13 protein-coding genes and 2 pseudogenes are annotated in these 18,568 nt (G+C 42.9%); 8 read left to right on the top strand and 7 right to left on the bottom strand.

From position 1 onward, the window contains the following. The first annotated feature begins 37 nt into the window (after window positions 1–37). Genes ACYRY3_RS42120 through ACYRY3_RS42110 form a run of 3 tightly spaced genes read left to right on the top strand, consistent with a single transcriptional unit; the run spans window position 38 to window position 7,141 of the window. Window positions 38–2,791, top strand: coding sequence for a GAF domain-containing protein (locus ACYRY3_RS42120; protein ID WP_460207791.1), 2,754 nt, complete (start codon window positions 38–40; stop codon window positions 2,789–2,791). A 57-nt stretch (window positions 2,792–2,848) separates the two neighbouring features. Beyond that, window positions 2,849–6,478, top strand: a complete 3,630-nt coding sequence (locus ACYRY3_RS42115; protein ID WP_460207790.1) for a hybrid sensor histidine kinase/response regulator — start codon at window positions 2,849–2,851, stop codon at window positions 6,476–6,478. 42 nt (window positions 6,479–6,520) lie between these two features. Next, window positions 6,521–7,141 carry a hypothetical protein gene (locus tag ACYRY3_RS42110; RefSeq protein WP_460207789.1) on the top strand — a complete coding sequence of 207 codons (621 nt, stop codon included), beginning with the start codon at window positions 6,521–6,523 and terminating at the stop codon, window positions 7,139–7,141. A gap of 196 nt (window positions 7,142–7,337) precedes the next feature. Here ACYRY3_RS42110 and ACYRY3_RS42105 read toward each other — a convergent pair whose 3' ends face one another. The 5 genes from ACYRY3_RS42105 to petB form a co-directional block, all read right to left on the bottom strand. Continuing rightward, on the bottom strand, window positions 7,338–7,715 hold the full coding sequence (locus ACYRY3_RS42105; protein ID WP_460207788.1) for a hypothetical protein: 378 nt from the start codon (window positions 7,713–7,715) through the stop codon (window positions 7,338–7,340). 110 nt (window positions 7,716–7,825) lie between these two features. Next, on the bottom strand, window positions 7,826–8,989 hold the full coding sequence (locus ACYRY3_RS42100) for a glycosyltransferase (protein WP_460207787.1): 1,164 nt from the start codon (window positions 8,987–8,989) through the stop codon (window positions 7,826–7,828). Between the two features lie 405 nt (window positions 8,990–9,394). Then, window positions 9,395–9,838 carry an ATP-binding protein gene (locus ACYRY3_RS42095; protein ID WP_460207786.1) on the bottom strand — a complete coding sequence of 148 codons (444 nt, stop codon included), beginning with the start codon at window positions 9,836–9,838 and terminating at the stop codon, window positions 9,395–9,397. A gap of 212 nt (window positions 9,839–10,050) precedes the next feature. After that, on the bottom strand, window positions 10,051–10,533 hold the full coding sequence (gene petD, locus ACYRY3_RS42090; protein WP_460207785.1) for a cytochrome b6-f complex subunit IV: 483 nt from the start codon (window positions 10,531–10,533) through the stop codon (window positions 10,051–10,053). A 110-nt stretch (window positions 10,534–10,643) separates the two neighbouring features. Continuing rightward, window positions 10,644–11,291, bottom strand: a complete 648-nt coding sequence (gene petB / locus ACYRY3_RS42085) for a cytochrome b6 (protein WP_460207784.1) — start codon at window positions 11,289–11,291, stop codon at window positions 10,644–10,646. Between the two features lie 218 nt (window positions 11,292–11,509). Here petB and ACYRY3_RS42080 point away from each other — a divergent pair, with 218 nt between their 5' ends. Next, entirely contained in the window at window positions 11,510–11,635 is a 126-nt protein-coding gene (locus ACYRY3_RS42080; RefSeq protein ID WP_460207783.1) for a hypothetical protein, read from the top strand. A gap of 86 nt (window positions 11,636–11,721) precedes the next feature. Further along, window positions 11,722–12,966: a carboxyl-terminal processing protease CtpA gene (gene ctpA / locus ACYRY3_RS42075; protein ID WP_460207782.1), complete on the top strand. Its 1,245-nt coding sequence runs from the start codon at window positions 11,722–11,724 to the stop codon at window positions 12,964–12,966. 116 nt (window positions 12,967–13,082) lie between these two features. On the opposite strand, the gene ACYRY3_RS42070 is transcribed toward ctpA, so the two are convergent. After that, the gene (locus tag ACYRY3_RS42070) at window positions 13,083–13,820 is read right to left on the bottom strand and encodes an MBL fold metallo-hydrolase (protein ID WP_460207781.1); all 738 of its coding nucleotides are present in this window, start codon (window positions 13,818–13,820) and stop codon (window positions 13,083–13,085) included. Window positions 13,821–14,020: 200 nt separating this feature from the next. Here ACYRY3_RS42070 and ACYRY3_RS42065 point away from each other — a divergent pair. After that, window positions 14,021–14,512 (top strand): annotated as a pseudogene (locus tag ACYRY3_RS42065) (site-2 protease family protein); the annotation flags it as partial. Between the two features lie 2 nt (window positions 14,513–14,514). Here ACYRY3_RS42065 and ACYRY3_RS42060 read toward each other — a convergent pair. After that, window positions 14,515–15,354, bottom strand: a pseudogene (locus ACYRY3_RS42060) (TldD/PmbA family protein); the annotation flags it as partial. A 216-nt stretch (window positions 15,355–15,570) separates the two neighbouring features. On the opposite strand from ACYRY3_RS42060, the gene ACYRY3_RS42055 reads away from it, so the two are divergent. Together ACYRY3_RS42055 and ACYRY3_RS42050 are read left to right on the top strand one after the other, a co-directional pair. Continuing rightward, window positions 15,571–17,229 carry a DUF2079 domain-containing protein gene (locus tag ACYRY3_RS42055; RefSeq protein WP_460207780.1) on the top strand — a complete coding sequence of 553 codons (1,659 nt, stop codon included), beginning with the start codon at window positions 15,571–15,573 and terminating at the stop codon, window positions 17,227–17,229. A 146-nt stretch (window positions 17,230–17,375) separates the two neighbouring features. Continuing rightward, window positions 17,376–18,566, top strand: coding sequence for a glycosyltransferase family 4 protein (locus tag ACYRY3_RS42050; protein WP_460207779.1), 1,191 nt, complete (start codon window positions 17,376–17,378; stop codon window positions 18,564–18,566). Window positions 18,567–18,568: the final 2 nt, after the last annotated feature.

The following is an 18,568-nucleotide window of genomic DNA, read 5'->3' as shown; positions in this document are numbered from 1 at the left end:
GTTTTTATAATAAATTAAAGTTTTCGAGGTGCATGAAATGACAATTTTATATCAGGTTAATCAAGAATCAGAACATTTGGTGAGTCAAGAAGAAAATAATCATACTAACGGTCACTCCGACTCAAAAAAGGAAATATCGGAATTAAATATAATTTCTCAAAGATTTAAAATTTGGCGTCAACAGTTGCAATACACGATAAGTCAAATGCGCCAAGCTTCAGATATTGAAACGCTCCTTAAAGTCACTGCTAGAGAAATCAGAGAGAAAATCGGCTGCGATCGCACTGTCATTTATCACTTTCATTCCCCAGAATCCGGTGTTGTCTTAGAAGAATCAAGAACATCCGGTTGGACACCTACTAAGGATGACAATTTACCAAATATTACCTTTGGATTCAATAAAAGTCAGGACTATTTAGAGCCAGTAGTCATTGATGATATCAATCTTATAGAACTCACTCCCTATCAAAAGCAACTATTAGAAAAATATCAAATCAAAGCGAGTCTGAGCCTACCAATTTTAGTAGAAAGTCAAATTTGGGGATTGCTGGTGGTCAATCATTGTGCAGCAGCACGCCAGTGGCATGAGGAAGAAATCAGCCTACTGTCTCAAATTTCAACAGAGTTCACCTACAGATTGCAACATATCGACATTCAAAAACAACAGCAACAGCAAACACAAGCAAGGAAAGCCGTTGCTAAAGTCGTCGATAAAATTCTAAGAGTATCAGAGATTGATAAAGTCTTCCAAACAACGACTCAAGAAGTCCGTCAATTACTGCGTTGCGATCGCGTAGGCGTCTATCGCTTTAGCCCTGACTGGAGTGGTGAGTTTGTGGCTGAGTCTGTAGCTAGTGGCTGGGTAAAACTGGTAGGACCAGATATCAAAACAGTTTGGGAAGACACCCACTTGCAAGACACCCAAGGGGGTCGCTATGCCAAAGGCGAAAGCTTTACCGTCAATGACATTTACAAAATCGGTCATTCCCCCTGCCATATTGAGATTTTAGAGCAGTTTGAAGCCAAAGCTTATGTGATTGTCCCTGTATTTTCTGGAGCCAAATTGTGGGGATTGTTTGCAGCATATCAAAATTCTGCACCTCGTGATTGGCAACCTTGGGAAGTCAGCTTTTTGACTCAGATTGGTATGCAATTTGGTGTTGCGATCGCCCAAGCAGAATATCTAGAACAAGTGCGTGTGAAATCCGAGAAACTCGTTCACATTGCTGAACAAGAAAAAGCGCTGGCAAAGGTCGTCAACCGCATCCGACAATCTTCTAATGTGGATACTATTTTCAAAACAACGACTCAAGAAGTCCGCCAATTACTGCGATGCGATCGCGTAGCCGTCTATCGCTTCAATCCTGACTGGGGTGGCGAGTATATTACAGAGTCTGTAGCTAGCGGATGGGTAAAACTGGTAGGACCGGATATCAAAACCGTTTGGGAAGACACTTACTTGCAAGACATCAAAGGGGGTCGCTACGCCAGAGGTGAAAGCTTTGCTGTGAATGACATATATAAAGCTGGGCACTCACCCTGCCATGTTGAGGTTTTAGAGCAGTTTGAAGCTAAAGCCTATATTCTTGCGCCTGTATTCTCTGGAGCCAAATTGTGGGGGTTACTTGCTGCATATCAAAATTCTGCACCGCGTGACTGGGAAGAAATAGAAGTCAACCTATTAGCACGTATTGGAGACCAGTTGGGGCTTGCGTTACAACAAGCTGAATATTTGCAACAACTACAGGAACAATCAGCAAAACTTGCAGAAGCAGCCGAACGAGAAAAAGCAGCTAAGGAGCAATTGCAACAAGGAGCCATTCATCTTTTAACAGCAGTCAGACCGGCTCTCAACGGCGATTTGACAGTACGTGCGCCCATCACGGAGGACATCCTCGGCACAATAGCTGACGCCTACAACAACACCCTGCAAGCCTTACGGCAGATTGTTATCCAAGTACAAAATGCTGCCCAACAAGTCGCGGAAACGTCCAGCAGTAGCAATGTTGGGGTGGGGGGACTGACAAACCAGGCACAGCAACAGTTTGAGGAAATTACTGTGGCTTTAAGCGAGTTACAACAAATGCTCAACTCTACCCAAGCGGTAGCTGATAGTGCCGGATTGGTACAAGTCGCAGTGCAAAAAGCCAACCAAACAGTAGAATCAGGCGATCGGGCAATGAACCTGACTGTAGAAGCTATTCAGGCAATTCGAGAGACCGTTGCCCAAACCAGCAAAAAGATTAAGCGCCTGAGCGAATCCTCACAAAAAATCTCTAAAGTCGTGAATTTGATTGGTAATTTTGCGACTCAGACAAACGTCTTAGCTTTGAATGCCGCTATTGAGGCAACCCGTGCTGGTGAGTATGGTAAAGGTTTTGCAGTCGTTGCAGATGAAGTCCGTTCTTTATCGCGCCAGTCAGCAGCAGCAACTATAGAAATTGAGAAATTAGTCCAAGAGATTCAAGAAGAAACTGGCGAAGTCGCAGTCGCTATGGAAACAGGCATTCAGCAGGTACTGGAAGGCACAAGTCTAGTGAATGAAACTAGGCGAAACCTCAATGAAATTGTTGCCGCCACCGGTCAAATCACTCAGATACTCCAAGGGATTGCCGAAGCCACTCAAACACAAATGTCACAATCTGTTTCAGTCACAACGTCCATGAAAGATGTTGCTGAAATTTCCAATAAGACTTTTGCCAAATCTAACGAAATTGCCACGGTTTTCCAACAACTATCAAGTATGGCGCAGGAATTATTGGCAACTGCGACTAAATTTAAAGTCAATTAAAAAGACGCGGGATTGGGGAGCCCCCCATATCCCACTCCCCACTCTCCATTTCCACTTATGATGACTGACGTTTCAATTCGCGAACAAAGCTATACATACTTCTTAAGTGAAGCTCCAGAATTACTCCAAACGATTGAACAGGAGCTTTTCACCTTACCAGAAAATTACAGTATTGCTAAAGTACATAATATAATGCGGGCAACTCATACGATCAAAGGCGGAGCTGCGATCGTTGAGTTAGACGTTATTAACAAGATCGCCCACTCTTTAGAGGATGTAATTAGGGCTCTCTATAACCCAGATGTGGTAATTGATGCCGAATTGCAAACGCTACTGCTACAAGCCTATGAGTCTCTTCGTCTTCCAATAACTGCTGAATTGACAGGAAGCAGTATTAATAATGAAGAAGTTCTCCAACGAGCGGCTTCTGTATTTGCACAGTTACATGAAAAACTGGGTGATGCTCTCAATACTGGCACTCATATCCCCACTTCAGTAGAACTGGGATTTGATATTGTGCAATCTATATTTGAGACAGGAGTTACTCAACGGCTAGAAAGTATTGCTGAAGCAGTTAAAAACTCACAAAATACAAATGAACTGGCTGATTTTTTGCGGTCTCAAGCTGAAGTCTTTCTCGGCTTGGCAGAATCTTTAAATTTGCCTGGGTTTGGAGACATTGCCCAAACCACTCTTGCTGCACTGGAAGCTAATCCTACTTCTACACTCAAAATTGCAGAACTTGCCCTAGCAGATTTTCAACAGGGAAAAGAAGCTATTTTGGCAGGCGATCGCAGCATTGGGGGACAGCCTTCTCCCGCTTTGCAACAACTCTCTCAAATCAAAGATTTTGTTACAGAAATATCTGTCAAGCCCATAGATAACTCATCCATTCCATCTATTAACCCATCCATTGTTTCCACCGAACTAAGAAGTGAAATTAGTGAATTCTATGAATTCTTAATTACATATGGCATTGCTAAAAACCAGCCTTTAAAACCTACGACAGCTAAGTTTTATTTAAAAGTCATCCGTTACATTTTAGGATGGTTTAATCACGAGCTACAAGTCCCACCTCAGGAACTTTGTTTGTCTCTGCTGATTCCGCAATCGCAGGAAAAACATAATTGTATTGAAAATTGGCTGAATCCATTCTTTGAATTCTTACCAGACGAAAAAGACAGCCCAAGCCTTTGTATTTATCGCCAAGGAATTATTTTAAAAGTTCTTCTCAGTGTTGCCATATTTCACTATGGTGACAATAATGATTTGATAAAAAATCTCCAAAACAAAATTAATTTCTTATCTAAGGAATATAAAAAAAATTCTCCTATCAACTCCCAAGATAAAAATTGGCTTAACAGTCAAAAACTACAAAAGCTTTTAGAAATCAAAGAAATATTGCCTCCTGATTTTGTACAGCCTGAAACTAACTTAATAGAGACAATATGGGGAGAGACAGTAAGCTCAATTTCTAGCATTGAAGTGGATAGAACCCAAAGTGAAGAAGTTATAAGTCATGATTCTGCACAAATAGCCCAATCTTTAACCATCCCAGAGCCAATAGTTACAGAGATAACTGGAAAAGTCATTGAAGTCATTCCCGATTCTACTCTAAAAATTTCCAAACAAGTAGAAAATCAAGAACAGCCAGCGAATAATTCCCGACAAAATTCTTTTATCCGAGTGAATGTAGAGGAATTGGAACGGCTTAATTATTTGGCAGGAGAATTGCTAATCTACCAAAGACGGCGGAATTTACATGACGAACAACTCAGAGAAATTATTGAGCAATTATTCCACCAACTCCAAAGACATCAAAAAACTTTAAACGAACTACGCGAACTGCCACTGCAAATGCAAAATTGTGCAGCCAAACAAAAGCAAAACTTTGCTAATGTAGACTTTGACTCCCTAGAAATGGAGAATTATACAGAATTTAATGTTACATTATCCTCAGCATTAGAAGAATCTTTGCAACTACAAGAAACGGCAGATTCGATTGATTTGCTCATCAAACAATCCATTCAAATTCAGGAGAAAAAACAGCGATTAACAATTAATATAATTGACAACTTGGTAGAGGCTCGAATGTTGCCTTTGGAGAATATCCTCAACAGGTTCCCCCAGATGATAAAAAACCTAGGCAATATGTATGGCAAACTTATAGACTTGAAACTGACTGGCACTCAAGTGCTTGTGGATAAAGCAATTGCTGAAAAGCTTTACGATCCCTTGTTGCAATTAGTACGCAATGCTTTCGACCACGGTATTGAATTGCCAGAACGTCGTCGTGAGTTTGGAAAACCAGAACGAGGTTTAATCGAAATTTGCGCCTATCATCAGGGAAGCCAAACAATTATTGAAGTCAGGGATGATGGTCAGGGGATAGATTTAGAGAAGATTTATACCAAAGCAATTGAACTTGGTTTTCTATCAGCCGATAATGCTACTAAAAACTACACTTTTACCCCAACTGAAGAAGAACTGTTAGAGTTACTGTTTTTACCTGGGTTTTCTACTGCTATTAAGGTAAGTGAGATTTCTGGACGCGGTGTTGGTTTGGATATTGTTCGCTCTCAATTACACTCTCTTAATGGTTCAGTAGCCGTTCAATCATTTCCCTACAAAGGAACAACATTTATACTTAAAATTCCTTTTTCTATGACAACAGATAAATTAATGCTGGTGCAAGCAGGGGGTATTGTTTATGCCTTGCTATTAGACAGTATCGAAAAAATATTACTTCCCTCTGCTCATACAATCAAGGAATTTGAAGGGAAAAAAGTCTTACATTGGAATACGGGCAATGATGAACGGATAATCAGCATATGCCCGCTTTCTGAGTTGATTTACTATAACAACTATTTTGTTAGAACTAGTACTCTTCAAAATAAATTAATGACTGATGACACGGGAGCAGTCATGAAAAATCCCGTGCTTTTGATAAGACAAAATCAAGGGCTTTTGGGTTTAGAAGTTGACCAAATCATTGGCGAACAAGAACTAGTTATTAGACCTTTAGGTCAAACAATTTCTCCTCCAAAATTTGTTTATGGTTGTAGTAGCCTAGCAAATGGAAACCTGATTTTAGTGATTGATGGTGCATTGCTGTTAGACACATCTCATCAGATGCAAGCAGCAATTGATGTCAGGGCATTGCCAGCAGCTTCCACTTCTCAGAGGAAAGCTTTGCCCATGTCATTTGTGCAATCTCACACCCTACCTCCTGCTTCAACCATAAATGCTCCAAAAGTAGAGTTTAGTCTTTCTCGAAATTCAATTTACAAAACACCAAAGGTGGTTTTGGTGGTAGATGATGCCATTAGTCTGCGCCAAACTTTGTCTTTGACTTTGCAAAAATTTGGTTATCAAATCTTACAAGCCCAAAATGGCATAGAAGCTTTAGAACAGTTACAACAGCATCCTGATATACAAGTGATGATTTCCGATTTGGAAATGCCGCGTATGAATGGTTTTGAGCTTTTGTCCCAGATTCGGCAAAATCCAAATTTAGCCAATATACCTGTAGCTGTTCTGACTTCTCGCAGTTCTGAAAAACATCGCCGTCTTGCCCTGGAGTTAGGAGCAAAGGCTTACATAACTAAGCCCTACTTGGAACATGAGCTAATCTCGACGATTGATGGTTTGATTCAAAGGGATGTTGTCACTTTTGAAAACGTGTAGTGCCACGGCTATTTCAACTGAATCTCTCCAGCAGCCGAAAAAATGCCTGTTGCGACTACCAAACCCAAGATGACCCGTGGTCGTGCCTTAATAATTCACTTGCTAGAAGCCTACGGAATTCCTGGTTATGAGTTGACCAAGCTAGAAATTCAAAAACTTGCCTATTTCCTGCAAGAAGCTGGAGAAACTTTAAAGCTACCTTATGTAAAACATTTGTATGGTCCCTACGCTAATAACCTCAATCACGTCTTGAGACATATTGAGGGGCATTACATTCGGGGCTACGGTGATGGAACTAGCAAAGCTGAAAGTGCTGAAATCTATGTATTGGCTGAAGGCAGAGAAGCAGCTAAAGCTTTTTTAGACACAGAACCAGAAGCCCAGAAGCGTTCACAACGAGTAAGTAACCTCATATATGGCTTTGAAACGCCTTACGGCATGGAACTGTTAGCAACAGTTCACTGGGTTGCTACTAAAGAATCTGAGCCAGCACAAGATAGCGAGCAAGCAATTGCCCTGGTACATGAATGGAGCGATAGCTTCGCTCCTGCCCTCTGGGCAGATCGCAAGCGCAAGCTATTTAAGCCTGAACATATTCGCAAAGCTTGGCAGCGTTTGTATGACCAAAACTGGCTAAACATTAACGAGCAAATAACTTCTTGAATGCTTTACAATCGCCCAAGGTATTTCATAAAAAGCAGTTTTTGTGGGATGGGCGAGATTGGTTGCGTTTTAACTGTTAAACATCGCGCACTGTCTCGACCTCACCCCCTGCCTCCCTTACCTATGAGAATGGGGGTGTGAAAGCCTGCATCACAAGAATTGCATTTGCACGATTTTGGCACAGACGCGAGGTCAACTACTCTTCAAGGACTTGGCTTTGTACTTCAACAGCCGTTGCTGTGACATCAATAGTGCCATCTGGTGTAAAGCGTCGAAAATGACCGTTCTGCACCGACAACTGTTCCTGACAATTAGGACACTGTAACTGTGTTTGATTTAAACCTGTGAATTCATAATGACAAACGGGACAGCGATCGCTCACTAAGTTACGTTGCAGCCACAGGCGAAACCCAAAAACGGCAAGAATAGGTGCCAACAACAGTAGCCCAACAATAATTAATACGGAATTAACCAGCCAGCCCAAGCCCAGGGTTCCTAGCAACCACATGACGATTAGCACAGTCAGCCAAGGGCGGAGATTAGACAGATTAACCTGAAAAGTTTTAAGGCTCATTTTTTAAATATCGTCTTGCTCTCCTTATACAATAGCGATTTTATTCACGAGTTATTAGTCATGAGTCATAAGTCCTTAGTTTTTAGTTACAAATCACTCAGGCAAAGGACTTAGGACAAAAGTTGCTCTTTTAACCGTCTGTAGAAAGCATTCATATCAAATAAATTGAGTACCTGTTGTCTCAACCATTCCCCGTTACAACGTTGGTCTTCTCCTTTGAGCATTTCTATACAAGCTGCTGCTACCGCTTTTTCGTCGCGGTGTGGGACTCGCCATCCCAGCTTACCATCTTGTAATGGGTCAGCCGATCCATCAGCATCACCGGATAGCACGGGCACACCACAAGCCATTGCCTCCAAATACACAATACCAAATCCCTCTTGGGAAGGCATGACGTAGGCATCGGCAAGGCGGTAGTGTTCTATTAATTCTTCTGTAGGAACAAATCCAGCAAAGATAACGCGATCGCTGACACCTGCATCTTTTGCCAGTTGCGCTAATCTTGGTTGGTCATCACCACGACCGATCACCAAATATTTGACTTCTGGGAAAACACTAGCTATTTGTGGTAATGCTTGAATAGTGATATCCACACCTTTATATATATCGCCCGACCAAAGCCGCGCCACCGTCATTAACACTTTTGCCCCTGCTAAACCATAACGTTCTATGAGTGCAGGTGACTTTGAACCTGGTGTAAAGCGATCGCCGTTTACTGCACAAGGCATGATTTTCACTTTACTGGGGTCTAAGTCGTTAGAAGCACAGGCGACTTGACAAGTGTAGCGACTGACCGCCCAAATGTTTGTTGCTTTTTGCAAGCTTAATTTCATAGCTTTGGGTAACGGTTGCCAAACTTCTTTGCCATGAGTCATTACCGTATAGGGAATTCCAAGAGGTTGGCAAAACATACTTACGAGGGGTGCAAGGTTAACATGACCGCAGAAGACGTGTTGCGGTCGTCCTCGTAACAGACACGAGAGTAAAGCTATCGAAATTCTGACTCGTTCGATGTGTGGAGATTGGGATTTGAAATAATGAAATTTTAATTGTTTGGATTCAAAGGGATTTGATACGTTAGGACTATCTCTTAGCAAAAAAACTTCTGCACGGAAAGGTTCGCTGAATGTTTGATAGGCTCTAAAAATATCTTTTACATAGGATTGAATGCCTCCTTCGCGTTCAAAAATTTCTATAAACACGAAAACATGATTGGTGTTTGGCTTCCAATCCCGAGTTAAATTGATGTTTTCTCCAACGTTAGCGCTCGGCATCTTAGTTGATTTTAGGTAAAACTGCTGCTTTTCAGTAGTACTCAATATGTAGATTTTTACAATACTCGATTGCAGCAGACTTTAATTTATTGGGTAGGCATTGCCTATTTTACTAATAAGCCTCTTTCCCTAGAGTTCTGCTTGCCTGCTGCCAAATGCTAAGAAATCATAAATCCTAACTCTAATGATGCCCTTATAGTATTAAATGTTGCTTTTGTACACAAAATTTTACAATCTTTACAAAATTACTTAAATTTTTCTAAAAATGACACAAAAAAATTCAACAGTAAACCTATTTGTCATGGGCTCCTTCTACAAGTAGACTAAGGGAGGGCTTTTCAAGCGCCACTCCCCCGACTGTAAAAATCTTTGAAGTACCCTGCACTCATCAGGTTTTTGTTGTCCTTATTGTTGCCCTTGTAAACCATACTTGACGATGAGCAGGCAATTCCTTCCGTCTGCACCGCGTTCGTAAATAACTCGATCTGCCAATCGCCGTAAAAGAAACCATCCATATCCCCCTACTTGAAGAGTACCAGGCTCTGGCTCTGCGATCGCATCGGGATTAAAGGGATTCCCGCGATCCCAGATTCTAATCTCCAAGCGATCCACCCATAAAGAAACATCAATTTCTATAGTTGTTTCCGGCGGTAAGGCATGATGAGCGTGACGAACGGCATTGGTAAAGCCTTCTGCTAATGCTAGGTTGAGGCGATAGAGTTGGCTTTCCGACCAACCAAGTGGCGGCAGGTTTTGCAGGCAAAATTCCTCAAACCATTGCTGTACTTGATTAAGAAGCTTGAGTTCGCTCTTAACCGTCAGATGGTCTTGCTGCACTATGCTAAGCATTGACCTTGACTTAAATGTAAGTGAACGAAAAATGTTGATACCTCTTGTTTATACCAGATTTATGATTTTGGAATTACATTTGTAGTCCAAAATGAAAATCTATGATACACCCTAGATTATTAAAACTGACGCCTGTTTACTTTTCTCAAAAGTACATTAGCTTGCACTTTTTGAAAAATTTACAGGCGTCATAGTACTATGTGGCGATTGGTTTAGAACAGTCCAAAGGTGAAGGATTTATCAATTGGGAAAGTCGCACCAATCCCCAACCATAGAGTCACCAAAGTTCCCAGTAGGAACACTGTAGTTGCTACTGGACGGCGGAAGGGGTTTTGGAACTTGTTAACGTTCTCAATAAAAGGAACGAGAATTAATCCCAGGGGTACGGCAGTCATCAACAAGACTCCCAGGAGCTTGTTAGGAACTGAACGTAGAATTTGGAACACAGGATACAAGTACCACTCTGGCAGAATTTCCAGTGGAGTTGCGAAGGGATTTGCTGGTTCTCCAACCATTGCTGGGTCTAGCACAGATAGAGCCACAATCGCAGTGAAAGATCCCATAATTACCACTGGGAAGATGTAAAGTAGGTCATTGGGCCAAGCGGGTTCACCGTAGTAATTGTGACCCATACCCAATGCCAATTTGGCTCTTAACTTTGGATCGCTGAGGTCTGGTTTTTTCAGTGTAGCCATTTTTAAATGTGCTCTCCTAACTTAAATACATTTTAGTTAGTGGTTAGTGGTTAGTGGCTATGAGTTCTACTAACTACTAACTACTAACTATGCGCCTACCAAGCCTGAAATTACAATGGACCCGAAATGCCTTGCTTGCGAATCATCAAGAAGTGCAACAGCATGAAGACCGCAATCAGCCAGGGCAGTACAAAAGTGTGGGCACTGTAATAACGAGTCAGTGTAGATTGACCAACGCTAGCACCACCGCGCAATAGGTCAGCGATGAGGGTACCTACCACAGGAATGGCTTCTGGTACACCACTTACGATTTTTACAGCCCAGTAGCCAACTTGGTCCCAAGGCAGAGAATAACCAGTCACACCAAAGGAAACGGTGATCACAGCCAGGACAACACCAGTTACCCAAGTCAGTTCGCGGGGCTTTTTGAAACCGCCTGTGAGGTAAACCCTGAAGACGTGCAAAATCATCATCAGCACCATCATGCTGGCAGACCCGCGATGGACGGAGCGAATCAGCCAGCCGAAGTTGACTTCAGTCATAATCTGCTGCACGGAAGCATAAGCTTCGGTGACAGTTGGCTTATAGTAGAATGTCATGGCAAATCCAGTAGCAAACTGGATGAGAAAGCACGTCAGTGTGATTCCACCCAAGCAGTAGAAGATGTTGACGTGGGGCGGGACGTACTTGTTGGTGACGTCGTCAGCCAGCGCTTGAATTTCCAAGCGCTCCTGAAACCAGTCGTAAACGTTGGCCATACAATCTCAAGTTCCTAAAAATCGACTCGCAGTTAATCAGTCTACCGAAGTTCTGAACTTTGCTTCGCTCTGTAGTTCAAGCTAAGGCGCTGCTCAGACTTTTCCCCTGTTTCCAACTTTGGGATTTGAGCAAAGAGTATTTATTCTCGTTTGCTTTTCAACGGTCAGAGTGTTAATAGTTTAAAAAAAAACTTCACACTCTGAAAAGAGGAAATGTATTGCGTTTTGTTTGCAGCCAAACACTAGGTGATGGAGACAAACTAGATTTTGGGTTTATGGAAGTGGAATGCGTGCTGAATCTAACGACGAGATGGTTGGATGACAGCGATGCACCGCTTCTATAAAAAAAGTAACATAGACGAGAGATAGATTTCACATATGCAACGTAGCTGGCTTAATTCTGGCAATTTGGGTTGAAGTGAAAGTAAAAATGGGGTTCATGCACAAACAAGTTTTTCGTGTGGGATTGTCATTCCTTATCGCTTTTTGGATAAGCTTTTGCAGCTTTTGTCAACCAGCGACGGCTTTGACGGAACAACAAAAGTTGATATCAGAGGTGTGGCGAATTGTTAATCGTACATACTTGGACGACACGTTTAATCATCAAAACTGGGCAGCAGTCCGGCAAAAGGCTTTAGAGAAGCCAATCAAAGACGACCAAACGGCTTACTCAGTCATTCAAAGGATGCTCAAGAGCCTTGAAGATCCTTTTACCCGGTTTCTTAACCCGGAACAGTACCGCAGTTTGCAGGTAAATACCTCTGGGGAACTGACGGGAGTGGGCTTGCAAATTGCCCTGAATCCCGAAACGGGTAAGCTGGAAGTTGTAGCTCCCATCTCCGGGTCACCAGCAGAAAAAGCTGGTATTAGACCACGCGATCGCATTCTGAAAATCGAAGGGTTTCCTACAGAAAAACTTACCCTCGACGAAGCCGCAGCCAGAATGCGCGGACCAATTGGTAGTTTGATCACGCTGCTCATAGAACGAGATGGACGGGAAGATTTGGAAGTTAAGCTAGTGCGCGATCGCATTTCGCTCAACCCAGTTGTTGCGGAACTGCGCTCTTCCCCCCAAGGAAAATCCATAGGCTACATTCGCCTCACACAATTTAATGCCAACGCTCCAATGGAGTTGGCACACGCTATTTCTAGTCTAGAAAAAAAAGGCGCTAATGCCTACATTCTTGATTTGCGAAATAATCCTGGTGGACTATTGCAGGCTGGGATTGAGATTGCTCGGCTGTGGTTGGACTCTGGCACCATTGTCTACACCGTGAATCGCCAAGGGATTCAAGGCGGCTTTGATGCCTTTGGTCCGGCGTTAACAGACGACCCCTTGGTGGTTCTGGTAAATCAAGGTACTGCGAGTGCCAGTGAGATTCTTGCTGGGGCACTGCAAGATAACGGACGCGCCCTGTTGGTAGGAGAAACTACCTTTGGCAAAGGTTTAATTCAGTCTTTGTTTGAGCTATCTGACGGTTCTGGCTTAGCTGTAACCATTGCTAAATATGAAACTCCCCTCCATCACGACATTAACAAACTAGGAATTCAGCCAGATAGGAAAATTCCTTCGGAATCAATCACCCGCCAACAGATTGGTACGGAAGCAGATACCCAATATCAGGCAGCCGTAGAACTGTTAACGAAAAACTCAGTAGTGGCAGGAACAGCTTAAGAAGAGGGAGGGAAAGAGGGAAAGAGGGCAAGAAAATGAACGAATTGTAGGAGAAATTGAACATAATAAGCTGTTACTCAGTTATCCATTCTCCCCCACTCCCTCACTCCCTCAATCTAAAGCAACGGTTGACTCTGAAGCAAAGCCGTTAAATCTAAAGAAGCAAGGCGTTGATAGGCATTGTCTATGACGCGTTTTCCTCTAAGAAAGCCCGTGTTTGCACCAGGACAAATGTATTGGAGTGTTTCTTTTGTGAAACGTTCAAGTAGCAATTGAGTACTTCTGACCTGTCGGAACCAGTGAAAAGTTTTATTCTGCCGTAATGGCATGGGGTCTCCGTATTGATTTGGTATAAGATGCCGTCCGGAAAACAGTACGCCTCCCCTGCCAGTATAGTAAGCACAGGACGAACCGGGAGAATGACCGGGTGTCCAAATCAACTGTAGTGTTGAATTTAATGTAAATTCCTGAGTGAAAGTAGTAACAGTTAAGCCTGGTAAGAGGTAAGCTTCTTGTTCTTGAATCAAAATCTCACAGTTAAAAATTTTCTGAATTTCCTGTGTCTTACCAATCGCACCGCGATGCGTTAGGAATAAGTACCTGACTCCGCCATGTAAATGCAAAAAATCCTGATTTGTTTGGTCAATTGCCGGACAATCGATCAGGATATTGCCTTCATTTCTTACAATAAAATAAGAAGTCCCCCCTAATGTGTCCCTATTTGGTGAAAATGCAAAAATTGTTGTATCTGGCGAGAAGTCTGAACCGAGACTCCCTCCCATTGGTACTTCATCGGAGAATATTGCTCGTGGTGACTTAGCTGTATAATTTGATTCTTGAGGCAAGGTATACATGAGGAAAACCGTTGTTGTGAAGGAGTTGTGAAAAATTGCAGCTAGAGTGTGTAATTTTTAGGAAAGTTAGCTTAAAAATTTACCAGCACTGTTGGCTGTGGGATGAAAAACTGACATTTGGGGGTATACGCTTGTGGCAACTGCTGTAAAGTTTTTAACTACCAGCAGGACTGAACATTTCATAAATAATTGAAGATAACATGACTTTTTGGTTTCTTCTGCTACTGGGACTCATAACCTACTTAATGGTGCAGCGTAGTGTCGCTCGAATAACCAAAACGCCTGTCTGGCTTTTATGGTTAGTCTTGATGACACCAGCGTTTTTATGGACTGCTTGGACTGCAGTATACGGGGCGCAACAACCACCACCGCGAGCACTGGTGATTTTGCCGCTCATCATCTGTCCTCTGTTATACTGGGTGTTTTTTCAGTGGGGGCGTCGTTCTCTCAAAGAAACACAGACTGAAGTTCAAAAATCTCTCAATTTACAATCGGATATACATACTACCGTAGAACCAGTACCAGTGCGTCCTATAGAACCAACGGAAGAAACTCAGCTGCGAAATTGTTTTCCCTGGTCCGTATACTACCTACAAAACATTGAGTATCGAGCTCAGGCAGTGATTTGTCGGGGTCAGTTAAGGACAACACCAACCAATGCTTATCAACAAATTAAGGCAAATATTGAAGCACATTGCAATTCTTTTGGTCCAAACCGACGACCAATGGTCATGACTTCTAATAAATCTGGGTTTTCGTAAGCCATGTCTGCCTCGGAAAGATGCCCGAAAGCTTCATGGACAAATAATCCGGTGAGAATCGGGTCAATCACCACAGTGTAGGTGTTACCTTTGACTGATGGCAAAGATAAAGCCGCAATTGCCCTCTGTGCTGCTTGTTGGACTTGTTTATCTAAAGTTGTTAAATCTTCAAAAGCTTTGCGCGAACCGGTGGTTTCCCTTCCCGTTTGGACTGTCTCGCCATTTCTAGCAGTAGCAGCAAAGCGCATTTCCATATCTACCCAGGACTGATCGATAAAGGTTCCTTCACTGGTGGCAATGATGACCCTTTGGGTGCTATCCGCATAACGGACTGAGGTGGTGGTAATGCGTCGGTCAACGCTTTTGAGCAACTCCGTGTAGCGATCGCACAATTGTTTTTTCTGCTTCAGCGAAATTTTCCTGGGATCGGTGCCGGTTAGGGGCAAACTGCACACTGCTTGAACTATGTCAATAGGTGCCAACACAGTTTCTTCATCGCCAACTATTCTGGCAGCGTTAATGGCTTCCTCAATGCGATCGCGAATTGTGGAAAGCTGGTTAAAACTACTAAACCCCCATCCACCTTTATAACAAGCACGAATTTGTCCGCCAATGGAGATACCTTCGCTCAGGGTTTCTACCTTGTCGCCCCGCAATAAGATATCAGTTCCTTCAGCTTCTTCAAGGCGAATCATCAAATAATCCACCTTTGATGAGTAGCGGGCGATAAGGTCAGACAGCAAATTTTGGGCGTCAGCCAGTAAGGTCTGCATTTGTAATTAGGACACAAATAATGAGGAACTGCATTTATTTTGCATTCCTTCGTGTATTTTCTGACAATTATCTTTTTGAGGGGTGGGAACCTCTCTCCACTCAGGGGCGTCTTGCTGTAAGATTTAAACCTGCTCCTGCTGGAGTTTACAAGTAACAACGTTTTACAATAATTGTTGCCACGTTTACCGCAACCAGGGTAAGTGAGTGAGTGAGTAATGTTGTCGAAATTGAAAAAAAAGCTGCGACTAACCCCAGATTTGGACTTAGGGACACAAAGCGATATTTCATTAGTCTTGCCATTGGCAGCCGTCTTCTTTGTCCTGTGTTTATTATTTACCCTGCATCGTTACTACAGTTTTTATGCCTCCTTCGACCAAGGCATTTTTAACCAAGTTTTTTGGAATAACCTTCACGGTCGATTCTTTCAAAGTTCTCTTTCTTCGAGTCTTTCAACGAATGTTGTTCACTCTGGAGAAGTTCCCGCAGTTTATTACCATCGGCTAGGTCAACACTTTACCCCAGCGTTGTTACTTTGGCTACCCATATACGCTCTCTTTCCTTCTCCCGCTACTTTGACGGTGTTGCAGGTAACCCTGATAACGGCTGCGGGTATAGTCTTGTACGTGTTAGCGCGACAGTACTTAGAACCGCCCATAGCAGTGATGATTTCTGCTAGCTATTACGCTGCTAATGCGGTTATCGGTCCGACTTTAAGCAACTTTCACGACATTAGCCAGATTCCGTTGTTTGTCTTTGGGCTGCTTCTGGCAATGGAAAAGCGCTGGTGGCGGCTTTTTTGGCTGCTAGCAATTTTTATTTTGGCTGTACGGGAAGATTCAGGTGTGGGGTTATTTGGTGTCGGAGTTTACATGATTCTCAGCAAGCGCTTTCCCCGCGCTGGGCTGGCTGTCTGTACCCTCAGTTTTGGTTATATGTTGGTTCTGACCAATGCCATCATGCCGCTGTTTTCTGAGGATATTTCGCGGCGGTTTATGTTGGAACGGTTTGGGCAATATGCAGATGGAAATGAAGCCTCTACCTTAGATATTATTTGGGGAATGATCCGCAACCCCTGGCGACTGATTGTGGAATTTGTGACACCAGTAGACAGAACAATTAGGTACTTACTCGGACAATGGTTGCCTTTAGCGTTTGTACCAGCTGTTGCTCCTGCTTCCTGGATGATAGCCGGCTTTCCTTTGCTCAAACTTTTTTTGGGTAAGGGAGAATCGGTGTTGGCAATCACGATTCGTTATGCCTTAACTGTCGTACCAGGGCTGTTTTACGGGGCGATTCTTTGGTGGTCGCAGCACCGTCAATCTTTTAAACCATCATTTCGCCGTTTTTGGGTGGGCTGTATCTGTGTTTCTTTATTGTTAAGCTTTACATCGAATCCCAATAGAACTTTTTACTTTGTGATTCCTGACTCGGTGAAGCCTTGGGTGTATGTGTCTTTACCTCAACAATGGCATCATGTCTCCCAGTTCCGCCCACTGCTATCGGAAATTCCAGCAAACGCTAGTGTATCTGCAACGACTTATCTTGTCCCTCATCTTTCCAGCCGTCGCGAAATTCTTCGTTTGCCAGCTCTGCAACTGCGTAATGATGCTCGGGAAGTGATAAAAGTAGATTATGCGATCGCAGACCTCTGGCAATTGCAACAGTATCAACCAGCATTTAAAAGCGATCGCAATTTACTGCGGGAGGTAGTAGCATTAATTGACCAATTGACTGGCAATCGGGAATATGGAATTATCGGCTTTAGAGATGGGGTCATTTTACTTAAGAAAGCTGCTGTATCTGACACACAAGCAACAGAGGCTTGGTTATCTTTCCGCCAACAACTTCAGCCCATTTTGCAGCAATCTACCTGATGTTCAAATGTCACCTCCACTACTCTTTACTGGAAAATGCTAAAACAAAATAAAAATTATGGTTTGTGTTGTAGCAGTAGCCAAGTTTGTATTTTGGAGTAAATGTAAAAAATTAGAGATTTGTAACAGGTAGGGTGTAGCAGGAGATGAAAATACTAGTGCTGAGTTGGGAGTTTCCGCCTCGAATAGTTGGGGGAATTTCTCGTCATGTAGCAGAGTTATACCCGGAACTAGTAAAGTTAGGGCATGAAATCCACTTAATTACACCGGAATTTGGTCATGCACCGTTGTATGAGGAAGTAGAAGGAGTGCGGATACATCGCATTCCCGTTGCATCTAGCAACGACTTTTTTCATTGGGTGGTGAATTTAAACCAGAGCATGGGGCATCACGGTGGTAAGCTCTTACTGGAGGAAGGGTCTTTTGATATCATCCATGCTCATGATTGGCTGGTTGGAGATGCGGCGATCGCTCTCAAGCATAACTTTAAAATTCCCCTAATTGCTACGATTCATGCTACCGAGTACGGACGCTATAATGGTATTTACACTGATATCCAACGTTATATTAGTGGCAAAGAGGAACTGCTAGCCTACAACGCTTGGCGGGTCATTGTTTGTACCGACTATATGCGCCGGGAGGTAGAACGAGCTTTGCACTGTCCTTGGGATAAGATTAACGTTATCTACAACGGTATTCGACCAGAAAAGAAAAAACACCACCAACATTTCCACGCTCTGGATTTTCGCCGTCAATTTGCTCGGGATGATGAGAAAATTGTCTACTATGTAGGTCGCATGACCTATGAAAAAGGTGTATCCGTGCTTCTAAGTGCTGCTCCTAAAGTACTTTGGGAAATGGGAGGACATGTTAAGTTTGTTATCATCGGTGGTGGTAACACAGACCACCTTAAGAAGCAAGCTTGGGATACAGGAATTTGGCATAAATGCTATTTCACGGGCTTTATATCGGATGAATACTTAGATAAATTCCAAACAGTAGCTGACTGTGCTGTTTTTCCCAGTCTCTACGAACCCTTTGGTATTGTTGCTCTAGAAAGCTTTGCTTCTCGCGTTCCTGTTGTTGTTTCCGATACCTGCGGGTTCCCAGAGGTTGTGCAGCATACGAAAACTGGAATTGTGACTCATACTAACAATCCAGATTCCTTAGCTTGGGGAATTTTAGAGGTGTTAAAGAACCCAGGCTACCGTCAATGGTTAATTGATAATGCTTATGAGGACTTGGAACGTCGTTTCTGTTGGACTCAATTAGCAAAACAAACAGAGGATGTTTACAAACGGGTGGTAGAAGAGCGCAAGCAAGTGGTTTGGTTATAAAT

The organism is Scytonema sp. NUACC21, from assembly GCF_054684315.1.
Note: the sequence above shows the minus strand (reverse complement) of the source record. Positions and strands in the feature narration are given on the sequence as shown.

Coding starts and splice junctions, on each gene's coding strand:
- petB (WP_460207784.1), bottom strand. CDS start 11,291: ATGGCCAACGTTTACGACTGGTTTCAGGAGCGCTTGGAAATTCAAGCG.
- ACYRY3_RS42100 (WP_460207787.1), bottom strand. CDS start 8,989: ATGCCGAGCGCTAACGTTGGAGAAAACATCAATTTAACTCGGGATTGG.
- ACYRY3_RS42070 (WP_460207781.1), bottom strand. CDS start 13,820: ATGTATACCTTGCCTCAAGAATCAAATTATACAGCTAAGTCACCACGA.
- ACYRY3_RS42095 (WP_460207786.1), bottom strand. CDS start 9,838: ATGCTTAGCATAGTGCAGCAAGACCATCTGACGGTTAAGAGCGAACTC.
- ACYRY3_RS42120 (WP_460207791.1), top strand. CDS start 38: ATGACAATTTTATATCAGGTTAATCAAGAATCAGAACATTTGGTGAGT.
- petD (WP_460207785.1), bottom strand. CDS start 10,533: ATGGCTACACTGAAAAAACCAGACCTCAGCGATCCAAAGTTAAGAGCC.
- ACYRY3_RS42055 (WP_460207780.1), top strand. CDS start 15,571: ATGTTGTCGAAATTGAAAAAAAAGCTGCGACTAACCCCAGATTTGGAC.
- ctpA (WP_460207782.1), top strand. CDS start 11,722: ATGGGGTTCATGCACAAACAAGTTTTTCGTGTGGGATTGTCATTCCTT.
- ACYRY3_RS42110 (WP_460207789.1), top strand. CDS start 6,521: ATGCCTGTTGCGACTACCAAACCCAAGATGACCCGTGGTCGTGCCTTA.
- ACYRY3_RS42105 (WP_460207788.1), bottom strand. CDS start 7,715: ATGAGCCTTAAAACTTTTCAGGTTAATCTGTCTAATCTCCGCCCTTGG.
- ACYRY3_RS42050 (WP_460207779.1), top strand. CDS start 17,376: ATGAAAATACTAGTGCTGAGTTGGGAGTTTCCGCCTCGAATAGTTGGG.
- ACYRY3_RS42115 (WP_460207790.1), top strand. CDS start 2,849: ATGATGACTGACGTTTCAATTCGCGAACAAAGCTATACATACTTCTTA.